We start from the raw sequence: 14,519 nt of genomic DNA, 5'->3' as shown, positions 1-14,519 counted from the left end.
CTCATTATTTTTTCAGTTCAATAATAATAGCGAGACCACCCAGTTCGCTCAAGTCTGCAGTGATTTTTCCGTTGTGGGCAGCAACAATACTCTGGCATATGGCTAAACCAAGGCCTGAGCCGCCCGTTTTTCTACTCCGTGCTTCCTCTACTCGATAGAGCCTGTCAAATAGTTTATCTAGCTGTTCTGGTGGTACAGAAGGTGCGCTGTCCTGCCAGTAAATTATCGTTTTATCTTGTTGCTGTATGACTTTTACATCAAGGTTTCCCGGTTGCTCAGCTGAGGAATCTGTGTAGCGCAAGGTATTTTGCAGCAAGTTGTCGAATAGCTGTCCAAGGCGCTGCTCGTCACATTCTAAGGTAATATGCTCATCGCATTGCAAAGAATAAGCAAGATGGTGCTTTTCAATTTGGTGACTACTTTTCGCAAACGTGCGTGAGAGCAGGTCGTAGAGGTTTTCTTTATCCATGTTATAAGTGAGCGCGCCACGGTCTGACAGCGACAGTTGGTGTAAATCGTCCACCAGTCGAGTCAATCGTTGGATCTCTTCGTTAAGCGACATAAGTTGTTCGGGATCGCTTGCTATTATGCCATCAATCATTCCCTCAAGTTCCGCGCGGATCACGGCAATTGGCGTGCGTAGCTCGTGCGAAATATCTGCTATCCATTGCTGTCTAGCTATTTGGTTTTGCGCTAATGTGTCTGCCAAGCGGTTCATATCTCTGGCGAGTAAGCCAAGTTCATCTTTACTCGCAATATCGACGCGAGCATCGTAATTTCCTTGTGTCAGTGTTTTTGCATTGCGGCGCAACAAAACAATTGGATTGACCATATATTTACTAAATGGCACGGCAATCACTAACGTAATTAATAAGGCGACGAGCGCAATGATGATGAACTGTTTGCGTTGCTGCTCCGCAAACAGTTGGTCGAAGTCATTGCGTACCAAGCCACTTTGCTCGACGCCTAAGTAGGCGATAATCTGTTCGCGTTTAGGCTGCGCCAAGTGGTCGCTTTGATAGACTGGGAACCACAGCGAAGTCTGCTTACTTTTCGGTGTGCCCATAATAATATTGCCTTGTGCGTCTTTGATCAGCAGGCGCTTTTTATTGTCCAAACGAGGTGGAGGGCCGTCATGTCTTCGTGGCCCTCTTTCGCCTCTTTCACGATGCTTTGGTGGTGGACGAGAATGTGGTCTATCTCGCGGGCGCTCATCTTCAGAAAGACCATAGAAGCTACGCACTATGCTGTTCCAATCTTCTGAACCTCGATATACCCAGTCCAAAGAATCATGGCGTGCATACGTCTCGGCAACTTGCGTTACGACCTCTTTTAGTTGAGCCCGGGAAGTATTTTCAAGATAGGCCGTAAAGCTTTTTTCAAACGCTAATTTATTGGCGATATAGATAGCCAGCACCAATGCGGTGTTGGCTATTAATATTATCAGCAATAGTTTGACGCGAATGGTCATTTTCATAGTTGTTGTTATTCCACCCGTTAACGTTGAGCACGCAAGCGTAAATTATCAGGGTCTGGTGTGCGACGGTTCGGTACCCATCTTTTTACGCACTGCTGGTCTTTTGCGCACTTGTCTGTCAATGCATGTAAAAACGCGACCAGATCTTGCTTTTGTTGTGGTGCTAAATTAGCAGCAACAAAAGGTGACTGGCGCAGTAACGCTAACGCCGCTTCACTATTTTCTCTCGCTTGTAGGTTTAGTGTGTCACACTGAGCGGTCAAGGCAAACTGCTTTAACCCACATGCACCACCACGTTGAAAGAATTGCTCGACGGTTTGCTCAGGATTTGAGTAATGATTAACCACCTGCTCTAATGTTTCGTAGCCGCCTGAATGGCCATATGGCGCAGTCAGGGCAATGTTTATTAGGCTTGGGACTCTGAATGCGAATTGGTTTTGAGGCGAAGGGTCAATTGCAGCACGCCCGATGTCGGCCTTATTATCTTGTGTACCAATACCATACTGTGGAAAGGCGAGGTTAAAGAAACCATTGTTAGTGAACCGCTCACCGCTGTGGCACCCTCCACACCCTGCACCGCCTTCAGCAACGGGAGTAAAAAAGAGTTTAGCACCACGTTTTTGTTTGTCGCTGAGTGCGCCACGCTCACCTCGGGCATAACGATGCCAATCAGTATCCACCATCACAAATGACGCTTGATACTGGCCGAGTGCGAAGGCAATGCTATCAAAAGTAATTAAGGTTTGCGCGTCTGCTTGTGAGTTGAATGCTTCTCTAAAGGCTTGGAGCCAATCATTGGTGGCCAAGCTTCCCGCTTCATCGCCGTAATCGCCAATACGTTGTGCGAGATGCGAGCGAACTTGCTCATTGGTTTCGGCACTTTCGAAAGCTTCACCACGCATTTCTTCACGAGAGGTGACAGGAAAACGGGACAGGGTTGCAACTAGTGAGTCTGCTGCGTTTGGATCTGGCTGATTAAAACCTGAATCAGGTGTGCTGATAAAACTGCTCTCATTACCTTGATCGTCAGTGGTGGTCACTCGTTGAACACGGCCGTCCCAAAATAAAGCGCTATTCTCAAACCCTGTATTAAAAATGGTGGGAGAGTTTCGCGGGATATTGATGTCATCATTCACAGCCAGGCGGCCTGGGCCTATCACATCACTCTCGACTGCATTAGTACCAATTGGCAAGGAAAGCCCATCGGTGCCACCGAGTCTGGGGTCGTGACAGCTGGCACAGGCGACTGACTTTTCTCCTCCAAGGGCTTTGCTAAAGAATAACTGCATGCCGAGCTGAGCGATGGGATCTGAGATCTTCGGCAGTTGCTGTGCACCTGCGACTCTGCCAGTAATACCGTGAGCAGTAATAATTTGCGAGAGCTCATCATCTAATACCGAGCTTGGTTGCGGTTGACTCGGAGGCGGAGGTGGTAGAGGTCTATGTTGTGCTGCTATTGGTAAACTTGCCACCGCGGTAACAAGTGCCATTGCACGTAGAAAGTTCGCGTTGTTCATCGTTATTCCAAACCTTATTGTGATTCGAGTTTTAAAAATGACAGGCAAAAGTGCAGAGAATGTGGAAAGCAAAAACTTTATGCTTAGAAAGTAGACAAAACTCTTATACCAAAGGCTAGGATCTGTTGACCCGATTGAAATAGTACAAGGCTCAACTATCTTTTAGTAATTGGTGGTTAGTTTGGTTGTACTCCTTGTGTCTAGAAGTCGGCGTCGATTTATTCAAGCTTCTTTAGCGGTATGCGCGAGCCTTTCGTTACCATATCAACAGGCGTTTGCTACGGTGCAGCCCTCAGAGGAGGAGCTCGCCAAACGCCAAAATGCACTATATGTATTAAGGTTGGCTTCTCCGTACCCGACTAATTTGTCTGAATTTATTCCACATATGCACAACGAGTTTAAGCAAAACGTTGAGCGTATGACTAGAGAAAGGGTATATGTGGATATTCACCATAGCGGTAAGTTAGGCACAGGTCGAGAGTTAATGGCTGCGGTAATGCGTGGTCAGGTGGAAGGCATACTTATATCAGTATCAAATTTGTCTCGTGCGCTGCCGATGCTAGATATTTTAAACATTCCATTTTGGGCGGGCAGCAATCAAGCATTTCTAAACTTGATACGCTCTCCACATTGGCATTCTTTAGTTGTTGATCCTATCAACCGCCAAGGGAAACTCACGATATTAATGCATCATATTGCTGGAGCACGAACGTTATCGAGTATCAAGCACTTCAATCGGTTAATTAATTTACCTGATAAGCTAAAAGAAGCGGTGTTGAGAGTACCGGCATCTAGCGTGTTAAGTCATTTTTATAGTATGACTCCAGCAAGTGTTGTTGATGTTCCATGGGCCAACGTTGCAAAAATGGCTCGCACAAAGCATATAGATGTGATTGACCCCAGTGTCGTTGGGCTGTTTGCCGGCCCCGATCAGCTCAAAAACCAAATTGGTCATGTATCTCTTCTAGAGAGTGTTCCTGATGCTTGGGTGACAGTTGCGAACCAACAGTGGCTAAATACGTTGCCCTTACGTATAAAAGGAGAAATAGAGGAAGCGGCACAGCAGACATTTCACATTCATGTGTCGCAAATTGAGCAACTTCAGCAGCGTTGTGAACGAGCGTTGATGGCGTTGGGTGCAAAGCTGTACCAGCCAAGCCAAGATGAAGTGCGCCAATGGCAGCTAAGATTTGGACACCACAACGCCCAATGGAATGAAGTTAAACGCGAGCTATTGGGTAGCACCCGCGCGTTTCAACAGCTGTTGGATTCGACAGAGAGAAAGGCATATTAGTACCAATAAAATTAATTTCCAATCAATTTGAAGGGCAAAATATCAAAGTTGCTTCGTTAGAAGTTTCTACTTTAATAGCAACTAAATAGCAAAATTTTTGCCTTGCCTATATGGATATAGGTACCTTAGCGGTAGCAGGACGCGAGAGCGGTGCTACTAAAGCTATTTCCCCGCTTCAAGATAGATCTTTTATTAAATACAACTGGTATAACTCGTTTACTTATTACAATTTCAGTAATAATAGGAGCCGTTGATTGGTTAGAAACTTATAATACCGTTAAAACTTTTGCACTCGCCAGTTAAGTAGCTCACCGACATAAATTTCCCCCTTGTGATTGACAGCAAGGCCGTGAGGAAAGCCAAATTCAGATTCACGCTTGCCCCACTTTCCGAGCCTCTCTGTTACTTGGCCATTAAAATCAATCTTGTTAATTTCGCCGCTTCGGGCGTCAGAAATAACGAGAGAGTTAGCATTAAGGCGCTCTATCTCATAGGGAAAACCAATGTCTTTCCATTGCTTTAAGAATTCACCCTCAGTATCAAAAAGCTGAATTCTTGCATTTTGCCTGTCAGTGACATAAAGCGTATCATCAGCATCAATATATAACGAATGGGGGAAGTTGAACTGCCCCGGAAGCTCTCCTTTTTCACCCCACGCTTTCACTAGTTTCCCATATTGATCGAATTTGACGATACGAAAATTTCCCCCGTCAGCAACATAGATATTACCTTTACTATCAAGTGCAACATCACTGGGGGAAGTAAACAAGTTGACTTGATAGCCGTTTTCAAACCAACCTAGACCTTTAAAATCTTTGCGCCCTAAAATTAATTCAATGTTACCTTCAGGGTTAAGCTTCAGCACTTGGTGTGTTTGTTGGTCTGTTGTCCAAATACTCCCCTGGCTATCAACAAATAAACCATGAGGAACGGCAAATAACCCTAAGCCAATTTCACGTTTAAACTGACCAGTTGCACTAAAAATTAGCAGTGGGTGTAGCCCTCTGTTAAACACGACAAGATCGCCGTTTGGTAAAAATTCTAATCCAGTTACTTCACCTAAATACCAATCTTTCGGTAAGGTTAGGTCGACATGTTTAGCATCTTGCTGTTGCTTACCTCCTTGTGCTGCTAGGCTGTTTTGAGTGATCGCAATAAACATCATTAAGAAAAAATATTGCAAGAACTTTGAGTAGTATTTTGTATTCATCAATTTGATCTCCGTGGTTGGTAATGCCATTATCACTACCAGATAAGTTCCTGAAAATAGCGCTAATGGAATGTATTAACTTCCACTGAGGAAATAATGGATAGAGACTTAGTGTATTTACTTAGGGTGTTTTGTGTTGTAGTGGAGCAGAGGAGCTTCGTTAAAGCATCGGAAATATTAGGTGTACAGAGCCCCGCAGTAAGTAAAGCAATTGCCAAGCTTGAACATTGTGTGGGCAAACGCTTGTTAAACCGTACGACGCGTGCGATCGAGCTTAGTGCCGATGGGAAAATGATGTATTCCAAAGCCGTTGAACAATTGCATGCTTTAAAAAATATGCTTGATGACATGAAGGCAAGTGAGCGCATACAGGGAAGATTGACTATTACCGCAACACCTGCGATTGGCGAGTTACTTTCTGAGTCAATGCTAATTGATTTTCAACGTCAATATCCAGATCTTAGTTTATCACTCAACCTTACCAATGAGCAGCTCAATTTGCCCTCGCAGGAGATAGATATTGCGCTCAGAAGCAGTGACTCTTTGGAAGATTCATCACTGACCAGCCAGCGGATCACAAGCTGTAAGAGAGTAATTGTCGCAAGCCCTGAGTACTTGGCGTCGAATGGGATGACAAATGAGCCATCATGCCTGACACAGCATCGATGTTTAAACTTTACTCATCGTAAAACCCTTAATGACTGGGCTTATAGTGATGGCTCTTGCCGTCTCAGTGTAAAAACTGCCACTGCGTTTTCTAGCAACAGTTATGCGGCACTAAAATCGCTTTGTGTCCAAGGTGGCGGGGTAAGTCGGCTATTTGAGTATCAAGTACGCAGCGAGATAAACAGTGGCGAACTTCAAGTTTTATTCCCAGAATATGATTGGGGAGAACAAGTGGTACATGCGATCTATCATGGTAAATCGTATGACTCTCAAAAGGTCAGTGCATTTATTCATTTTATTAAGCGTGCAGACTTTGCATCTTGATACGTCTCAACTCCGTCTAGGGGTATACAAACGTTACCGGCTCTTTCTTGAACTCTGGGATCCCGTACCTGCCAATTGGAATGAGTGGTGGCATTTTAATTTAAGTAACGATGGCTATTTACTTTATTAGACGACCGGTCTAATATTTAATTTATGAATGAAAGTAGTATAAAACGGCGTCGTGGCCGGCCAAAAAAAGAGCAAGCTGGTTTTAGTGAAACTAGGGCGGCATTGATCCGAACAGGTATGGAAATTCTCACCGAAAAAGGTTTTGCTGCTACTGGGATTGATGCCATTTTGCGAACGGTAAATGTACCAAAAGGGTCTTTTTATCATTACTTTGCGAGCAAAGAGGCATATGGTTTAGTACTGATTGAACATTACTCATCGTTTCTGAGTGCAAAGCTCACTAAAGCATTATCCGCTGAGGGTCTTGAGCCGTTAGCCAGACTTGCACTATTTATGGAGCAAGCTGAACGGTCGATGGCTAAATATAATTACACACGAGGCTGTTTAGTTGGCAATTTAAGTCAAGAAATTGCTCAGCTACCAGAATCTTTTAGAGACAAACTAGGTGACGTTCTGAATGAGTGGCAAATCTTGGTCGCTCAATGCTTTGAGCACGCCAAGCAGCTTGGTCATATTTCAACTGAGCACCATTGTGATGAACTGGCCTACACGTTTTGGAATGGTTGGGAAGGCGCAGTTATGAGAGCCAAGCTTGAACAAAGTGGTGTACCACTTCAGCGTTTTTCAACGTTTTTTATTCGCTCGATTCAAATGCCGGATTAACCAAGCTACATCTGAGCAGGGTATGCCCCGCTTTTTTGTAATTTAATAGACGATCAGTCTAATTAATGGAGATGATATGTATAAAGCAATAGTCATTGATAAACAAGATGGTAATTACGTCGCAACACTGAATGAGGTAACTGGATCAGAACTCATGCCAGGAGACGTTGATATAGACGTGTTGTACTCAACGCTAAACTACAAAGATGCGTTAGCTATTACTGGCAAGTCTCCCGTAGTTAGGCACTTTCCTATGGTTCCTGGTATCGATTTTGTGGGGAAAGTGTCTACTTCGTCGCATCCCGATTATCAGCCTGGACAACTTGTGATCCTTAATGGTTGGGGAGTAGGTGAAAAGCACTGGGGAGGTCTGGCACAAAAAGCGCGAGTGAACGGTGACTGGTTGGTTCCTTTGCCGACTCAATTTGAGGCAAAAGATGCGATGGCTATCGGCACCGCAGGGTATACCGCGATGTTATGTGTGATGGCGCTTGAACGCCATGGTGTGACACCTGAACGAGGCGAGATACTTGTGACTGGTGCAGCTGGGGGCGTAGGAAGTGTTGCCGTCGCTATTTTATCAAAGCTTGGCTACAGTGTTACGGCGCTAAGCGGGCGGGTAGAGCAAGAAGCTCAATTTCTTAGCCAGCTTGGTGCGCAAAATGTGATCCATCGCAGTGAGTTAGAAGGAGCTGGTAAGCCGCTTGCAAAAGAGCGTTGGGCAGGAGTGGTAGATGTAGTTGGTTCACACGTTTTAGCAAACGCCTGTGCTAGCACACAATATGGTGGCGTGGTCGCTGCTTGTGGGTTAGCTGGTGGTATGGATTTACCTGCCACAGTGGCGCCTTTTATTTTACGAGGGGTGACGTTGGCAGGTATTGACAGTGTGATGTGCCCCAAAGCGTTAAGAATTGAAGCATGGCAGCGATTAGCGAGCGAACTTGAATTAAATAAACTCAATATGATTGCCCATGAAATTACGTTGAATGAGGTGATTGCCACCGCAGCGGACTTGCTTGATGGCAAAATAAGAGGGCGCGTTATTGTTGATGTTAACGCTTGATGTTTGGTTAAGCAGGGTTTTGTCAAAATTTAGGTCGACCGCTATTGAGCAGGTCGATGCGATTACCTACAATACAGTATGCTTAAATAATTGAAGAAACAAAATGACAGATTCAACTGAAAAACCAGCATTGCCAGATAGACTTTCTATCAACCCTCGTAGTCCGCATTACGCAAAAGAAGTGCTAGAACACCACATTGGCATTCGTTTTAATGGTAAAGAGCGCACTGATGTTGAAGAATACTGCATCAGCGAAGGCTGGATTAAGGTAGCATCACCAAAGGCATTAGACCGTCGTGGTCAGCCTTTGCTACTGAAGTCAAAAGGGACTGTTGAAGCTTACTATTGCTAAGCTTAACAAATATTGAAGATACAAAAATGCCGGACTTTGTCCGGCATTTTTTTACATCAATTATATTATACCAATTTTCTTAATTAAGTGGTCTATTTTGAGGCGAGAAAATCTTGTCGATAACCAGGAAAAAATTTTGCTATTTAGTTGTTCTAAATAAGAAATTTTTAACGCTGTTAGCGTCAGATTTACTCCTTCAAATTGAGCAAGTATTAAGTCAAATTGGTATTACCACACAATCAATGTGCTGAAGTTAACCAGCTCAGAAATTGACGTGCTTCGCCGCCATTGGCGAATTGTGTGATCTTACGGCCTGTGCCGTCAGCAAAGATCACTTTAGATTTGTTCACCGAAATCGAGCGAATTGGTTGCTCAACACGGATCTCTGTTCCGTTATATGTATATGACATAATAAAACTCACTTTTATAATGCACAGCAAATTAGCTGATGCTTTTGATAGTAGATGAGCTTCATTACAGTTTAGCGAACAGAAGACGCTGTCCTCGCAACAACCCGACATGGGTATGACAGCTTATACCAATTTTCTTGATTGGTTTGATTTTCGCCTGACTATATTAAGCTCTACTTGTATTTTTATGCGGACTTACTGGATCAAGGCAAGGAGGCATTACTTGGAATTTGCTCTATTTTGAGAGGAAGTTAAAGCAAGTAGCGAATACTATAGAATTGTTTTTTTTAAAGCAAGCTTTTTATGTGGGTGTAGCAGTAAATATTTTTAACACTTATCCAACTTAAAGCATATGGGCTTGCCTCGAGGTGTTAAACCCCGAGACATTGTTACTTTACTAGGACAGTAATTGTTCGACTGACTGATCGCCGTTAAATAGTTCAAACGTTAGATTCTGAGGATGCCGAGTGGCAAGATAAGCTAGCGCATCTGCGACATTCTCTCGACTTATCACTGCATCTTTTCTATTTTCAGGGCGTGAAGTGGAGAATCCCCCAGTTGCAGGCTCATTTTGTAACGCACCTGGCCGAACGATGGTGTAGTTTACGACACTTCTTTGTAGATGTTGGTCGGCCATGTGTTTGGCTACCAAGTACGGTTTGATTTCACTTTCAATGTTATCAGGATCGTCGGCACCGATAGAGCTGACCATAATAAAATGTTTAACGTTTGCTTTCACAGCATAATCAATAGCTTTAGTGGCGGCCCATAAATCAATCAGTAGGGTTTTGTCCGCACCCGTTTCCCCACCAGAGCCTGCGCTAAATATTACCTGCTCGACGTTGTCAAAAGCAGAGCTAAAATCGTTCTCAAGATCTTGCTCAGTGATAGTGAGTTGCTCAGATTCAATATCTGCCAACTTGTCTTTATTACGCACTAACGCGACAACGTCGTGGCCTTGTTCCAGCATTTTCTTTGTCGTCATTTTTCCAATTTGACCACTGGCACCAATGATTAAGGTCTTCATAGATAAACTCCTTTAAAGTGTTTGCTTAACTAAGACCTTGGGATCATGGCGCAGATTTAAACCCCTGTAGTGTGAAATAAGTTATAAATAGGCGAGAAATTGCTGAGTTAATCTAAAAATTGCGGTGGTCAGGGAAAAGTTGACCACCGTAGGAAAAGCAAAGCTATCTGTTATTTTGTTACTTTGCGAGCTCTAAAGTTACGGCCTTTCATTTTCCCTTCTGAAATTGTTTTAAGCGCTACGTTGGCAACACTGCGCTCAACCGCAACGTACGATGACATCGCAGTGACTTTGATTTTACCGATTTGATCACCTTTTAACGCTTGATTTGAGGTCAGTGCACCTAAGATATCACCCGGTCTTAATTTTGCCTTCTTACCGCCGTCGATTTGAATGGTTACCATCGGTGCTCGATTAATTTTGTTATTTAATACTTGATCGCTTGGCAAGGTATTGGGTTCAATGGTTTTGCCTAAATAGTCTTCGAGGGCGTTTACTTTATGTGATTCCTTATAGCTCATCAAAGAGCACGCCACCCCTTTATTGCCTGCACGTCCAGTTCTGCCAACGCGGTGAACATGTACTTCTGGGTCATGGGCGATATGGTAGTTGATCACCATATCGACGTGATCGACGTCGATACCTCGTGCGGCGACATCCGTTGCCAATAAAATGGTGACGCTCTTATTCGCAAAGCGAACTAATGTGCGGTCACGATCTTTTTGCTCTAAATCACCGTGAAGTGCTGCTGCATCAAAACCTAAACTATATAGGCAGTCACATACGTTCTGGCATTCTGCCTTGGTGTTGCAGAAGATAACCGCAGAATTAGGTTGAAATTGCATTAACAGTTTTTGTACTGCTGGCAGTCTCGCGTCGTTATTGTCGACTTCATAAAAGTACTGTTCAATTGAGCTATCATCGTGGGTTGATTCAACCGTGATTTTGGCTACATCTTTCATGATATGCTGCGCAAGCTGCTCTATTTTTGGCGGGTAAGTTGCGCTAAAAAGTAGGTTTTGTCGTGTTTTAGGGCAGTGGTCAATGATACATTGTAATGACTCTTCAAAACCCATCTCCAGCATTCGATCTGCTTCGTCTAATACAAAGGTATTGACTTCATCTAGCGACAAACGGCCTTTGCGCAGATGCTCTTCAATACGTCCTGGCGTACCCACAATGATGTGCGCGCCGTGTTCAAGAGAACCAATTTGCGGCCCCATAGGAGCACCGCCGCACAGCGCCAATACTTTGATGTTATGGATTGCACGGGCAAGCTTGCGAATTTCAACCGCAACCTGATCGGCAAGCTCTCGAGTAGGACATACCACGAGCGCCTGCACACGAAAGCGTTTCACGTTTAAATTATGTAATAGTCCTAAAGAGAAAGCGGCGGTTTTACCTGAGCCTGTTTTACCTTGGCCAATAACATCTTTACCTGCCAATATAAGCGGTAAGGTTTGTGCTTGAATGTCAGTCATGGTGTGATAACCCAACGAAGTGAGGTTATCAAGTAAGGCGCTGGAAAGTGGGGTACTTGAAAAAAGTGGCTGAGTCAAAGTCGCTGTCTCTGTAGTTCTAAAACAGCAATTATAACATGGCTCCAACGGATAGCGCGTGTAAGGCCGTGATAAAATTTTTTACCACGGACAAGTGCGTTAAAAAATGATTTTGAACATTTCCCATGAGCAAGGGTAGGTCGCATTACAGCCAATAACCGTCGGCTCAGCATTTGCGCCCGAGCCACCATTACCAACAGCTTGTACATAGTAGCCGTTGACAGATTTGAGCGCTATTTTATCACCGTTTTGGATGAGCGCACCGGGACTATTTGGCAGTTCAATCGTGAACGTTTCCCAGATAGAGGCCGCGGTTCTATTGGCATTTAGTTCACCTCCACCACCTTGTTCGGCAACAAAGTAGTAGCCAGATGTAGTCTGAATATGAACTTCATCACCGCTATTAAGGTCTCCGCCATTAATATCTACAAGGGTAAATTGCTCCCAAGGACCTATGGCTAATCGGTTTGCATTGACCGTGCTGCCGCCGTTACCTTCAGCCACAAAGTAATATTGTCCGCCAGTTTCGAACGACACATTAGCATAGTTGGTTGGGCCACAAGGCAACGTAGTAAAAGTGAGATCTTCCCCTTGGATTGTGGTACGTGGTGGTTTTGGATCTCCACGGAAGCGGAAATGGTATTCAGTCCCACAGCTTAGGTTCGAAATCTGAGCACTTACGGGGCCATTTACTCCAGGTGGTGTCGCAAAGATACTACTGCCGTAACTTGTGGTGGTGCCATAATCAAAAATCTCGCCACTTAGGCCGATAGTTGAAGAGGAATAACCATTTAATTGCGCAGATGTTTGGGTGATATTGCTTGCAGGTTGGGTCAAATATTGCGTACCGGCATGCGCTAGAAATGTACTGCTGCATGCAGTCAATAGTAGTAACTTGAACTTATTCATAGCCTAGCTCCTTTAATGTTGATGCCGCAAGATGTATCGGCTCTATTAGCTTAGGAGGTAGTGCGTTATATTCTATTACACTCGCTTACACGCTTTGTTTAGTACAAGAAAAGCGCTGCAACATAGCAAAGAGCAGCGCATTTATAATCAGGCTATTTGGTTTTTTCGCTGACAGCAGGTTGACCATATTTAGGCGAACGCGGTCCGTGAAGTAAGCCATTGTGGACTTCTGACGATAGTAAACGGCTGGAGGCAATAGCCGCGATATCAAACCCTCTGTCCGTGACGCTTTCTAGCACTTGGTTGAGTGCAGCTTCCACTAGCATGCCCACTAATCCACCACCATTGTTACCTCGAGTTTCTGCCGAAGATGCTGATGCTTTATCTTGCCAAAGCACTTTACCGCTCTTTAGATCAACAAGCGTTGCGGAAGCTGTCACAACCGTTTCACTCGATACCACAACGTAGCTTGTACCATATTCTTCAATGGTAATGTAGAGCGCAGCATCAGCGCCAAAGATTTCATGAAGTTTAGTTACCGGAACTGCATGGGTATCGCTGGCAACGGTGAGACCATTATTTTTAAATGTCTGCTCAACAACTGCCGCTGGAAAAACATAGTATCCCGACTCTGCAATCGGATGATAAATTTGAGACATCAAACTGTAAGGCGCAATTACCTCGGGTGTGTTATTGATTGGTGGTAGCACGATAATAGAATGTGGATCCGCTGTTCTAAATGCAGAGTAGTCATGCCCTTCAGGAGTGCTCACACAACCTGTGATCAATGTCAGTGCTAAAAGCAGTAGTGTCAGTGTGGTCTGGCGCATATTATACTCCTGCAGACTTTAGTAAAAACGAGATGTAGTGCTCAGACTCTGGAAACAGCACCATTTCAGTTTCAAAATGTTGTTTACCAAGTTGGGCATTCCCTGTTTCAAAATACAACATGCCTAAGTGAGCATGAACGCCAGGTGCAACTGTTTTACTTTTAGCCTCGGCGGTTTGAATGATTTCTTGTAATATGCTGATTTGCTCTTCAAGAGTCACATCTTCTGCTTTAAAGTAGCTATATACGGCTTTGCTGTATTCTCCGTGGTAATAAAGTGGCTCAGTGGTTTTACAACCTGCAAGTACGAGTGAAGCCAACAACGCTAAAATATATTTTTTCATTTTCGTTAATCCCTAGTTCGCCCAAGCGCCAGATTCAAGTCCATTGACTAACTTATTAACGACTTCACGAATCGCCAAGTCTAGTACTTTACCATTTAGAGTCGAATCATAGCTCGCTGTGCTACCAAAGCCGATAACCTCACGCTCAGACAAGCTATATTCACCAGCCCCTTGCACTGAGTAAACAACCTCTGATGTGGTTACATCCACAATATTAAGGGTTACTTTTGCGTAAGCAATTTGCGATTTACCTTTCCCCAATAGGCCAAATAGCTGTTTATCGCCTATGGCTTTGCGACCAAATTCGGTGACATCGCCTGTCACCACATATTTTGCGCCAGTAATAGACTGTTTTGTTCCTGTGTGCGCAGCTTCTTGTGCGAGCATTTCTAGATTGGCTCTATCAAGCACTCTAAAGCGATTTGTTTGTTGCAGGTGGCTCATCAACGTAGTTTTTGCTTGGCTCCCAAGTTTGTCATCACCTGTAGAAAAGATACCATTTTGAAAACTTGAACGGTTGACGAAGTTACCGACCACTAATTTGCTCTTTTCTCCAGTATACTGGGTGTTGTAGCTTGCTACTTTTGGTGTTTCTACAACCCTTGATGTAGTTGTGGCACAACCATTTAAAAAAGCAGCAGTGCCCAATACCAAAGCAAATGTTTTAGCTGGGTGATATTTTTGATTGATCACACTAAATCCCTATTTAGTCGTTGTTATTATGCTTCCATTGAATGAGAAGAATG

15 protein-coding genes are annotated in these 14,519 nt (G+C 44.1%); 5 read left to right on the top strand and 10 right to left on the bottom strand.

Going from position 1 to position 14,519, the window contains the following annotated elements:
- Positions 1-4: 4 nt before the first annotated feature.
- Together DRB05_RS04815 and DRB05_RS04810 are read right to left on the bottom strand one after the other, a co-directional pair.
- On the bottom strand, positions 5-1,477 hold the full coding sequence (locus tag DRB05_RS04815; RefSeq protein WP_128725919.1) for an ATP-binding protein: 1,473 nt from the start codon (positions 1,475-1,477) through the stop codon (positions 5-7).
- A gap of 20 nt (positions 1,478-1,497) precedes the next feature.
- Positions 1,498-2,994: a cytochrome c peroxidase gene (locus tag DRB05_RS04810; RefSeq protein ID WP_128725918.1), complete on the bottom strand. Its 1,497-nt coding sequence runs from the start codon at positions 2,992-2,994 to the stop codon at positions 1,498-1,500.
- Positions 2,995-3,190: 196 nt separating this feature from the next.
- Between DRB05_RS04810 and dctP the strand changes: the two genes are divergently transcribed.
- On the top strand, positions 3,191-4,288 hold the full coding sequence (gene dctP, locus DRB05_RS04805; RefSeq protein WP_128725917.1) for a TRAP transporter substrate-binding protein DctP: 1,098 nt from the start codon (positions 3,191-3,193) through the stop codon (positions 4,286-4,288).
- Between the two features lie 277 nt (positions 4,289-4,565).
- Here dctP and DRB05_RS04800 read toward each other — a convergent pair whose 3' ends face one another.
- Positions 4,566-5,498 carry a peptidyl-alpha-hydroxyglycine alpha-amidating lyase family protein gene (locus tag DRB05_RS04800; RefSeq protein WP_161568672.1) on the bottom strand — a complete coding sequence of 311 codons (933 nt, stop codon included), beginning with the start codon at positions 5,496-5,498 and terminating at the stop codon, positions 4,566-4,568.
- Between the two features lie 96 nt (positions 5,499-5,594).
- Here DRB05_RS04800 and DRB05_RS04795 point away from each other — a divergent pair, with 96 nt between their 5' ends.
- The 4 genes from DRB05_RS04795 to DRB05_RS04780 all read left to right on the top strand — a co-directional run bounded on the left by DRB05_RS04795 (position 5,595) and on the right by DRB05_RS04780 (position 8,695).
- Positions 5,595-6,488: a LysR family transcriptional regulator gene (locus DRB05_RS04795; RefSeq protein WP_128725915.1), complete on the top strand. Its 894-nt coding sequence runs from the start codon at positions 5,595-5,597 to the stop codon at positions 6,486-6,488.
- A gap of 153 nt (positions 6,489-6,641) precedes the next feature.
- Entirely contained in the window at positions 6,642-7,280 is a 639-nt protein-coding gene (locus DRB05_RS04790) for a TetR family transcriptional regulator C-terminal domain-containing protein (protein WP_128725914.1), read from the top strand.
- A gap of 76 nt (positions 7,281-7,356) precedes the next feature.
- On the top strand, positions 7,357-8,343 hold the full coding sequence (locus DRB05_RS04785) for an MDR family oxidoreductase (RefSeq protein WP_128725913.1): 987 nt from the start codon (positions 7,357-7,359) through the stop codon (positions 8,341-8,343).
- Between the two features lie 103 nt (positions 8,344-8,446).
- Positions 8,447-8,695: a DUF3297 family protein gene (locus DRB05_RS04780; RefSeq protein WP_010370670.1), complete on the top strand. Its 249-nt coding sequence runs from the start codon at positions 8,447-8,449 to the stop codon at positions 8,693-8,695.
- A 239-nt stretch (positions 8,696-8,934) separates the two neighbouring features.
- Here the strand turns inward: DRB05_RS04780 and DRB05_RS22730 are convergent, their stop codons facing one another.
- The 7 genes from DRB05_RS22730 to DRB05_RS04750 all read right to left on the bottom strand — a co-directional run bounded on the left by DRB05_RS22730 (position 8,935) and on the right by DRB05_RS04750 (position 14,427).
- Positions 8,935-9,105 (bottom strand): hypothetical protein, encoded by a 171-nt coding sequence (locus DRB05_RS22730; RefSeq protein WP_010370673.1) that lies wholly within the window; start codon positions 9,103-9,105, stop codon positions 8,935-8,937.
- A 397-nt stretch (positions 9,106-9,502) separates the two neighbouring features.
- Positions 9,503-10,132 (bottom strand): SDR family oxidoreductase, encoded by a 630-nt coding sequence (locus DRB05_RS04775; protein WP_128725912.1) that lies wholly within the window; start codon positions 10,130-10,132, stop codon positions 9,503-9,505.
- 170 nt (positions 10,133-10,302) lie between these two features.
- Positions 10,303-11,691, bottom strand: a complete 1,389-nt coding sequence (gene dbpA, locus DRB05_RS04770; protein WP_128725911.1) for an ATP-dependent RNA helicase DbpA — start codon at positions 11,689-11,691, stop codon at positions 10,303-10,305.
- Between the two features lie 99 nt (positions 11,692-11,790).
- Positions 11,791-12,600, bottom strand: a complete 810-nt coding sequence (locus DRB05_RS04765; protein ID WP_128725910.1) for a peptidase S8 — start codon at positions 12,598-12,600, stop codon at positions 11,791-11,793.
- Positions 12,601-12,752: 152 nt separating this feature from the next.
- Positions 12,753-13,430 (bottom strand): DUF799 domain-containing protein, encoded by a 678-nt coding sequence (locus tag DRB05_RS04760; protein ID WP_128725909.1) that lies wholly within the window; start codon positions 13,428-13,430, stop codon positions 12,753-12,755.
- 1 nt (position 13,431) lies between these two features.
- On the bottom strand, positions 13,432-13,773 hold the full coding sequence (locus DRB05_RS04755; RefSeq protein WP_128725908.1) for a DUF4810 domain-containing protein: 342 nt from the start codon (positions 13,771-13,773) through the stop codon (positions 13,432-13,434).
- Positions 13,774-13,785: 12 nt separating this feature from the next.
- Positions 13,786-14,427: a CsgG/HfaB family protein gene (locus DRB05_RS04750; RefSeq protein WP_128725977.1), complete on the bottom strand. Its 642-nt coding sequence runs from the start codon at positions 14,425-14,427 to the stop codon at positions 13,786-13,788.
- Positions 14,428-14,519 lie beyond the last annotated feature (92 nt).

Origin of the sequence: Pseudoalteromonas sp. A757, assembly GCF_004103285.1 — a bacterium.
Classification (GTDB): Bacteria; Pseudomonadota; Gammaproteobacteria; order Enterobacterales; family Alteromonadaceae; genus Pseudoalteromonas; species Pseudoalteromonas galatheae.
The sequence above is the reverse complement of the archived record's forward strand: the minus strand, read 5'-3'. Positions and strand labels throughout refer to the sequence as shown.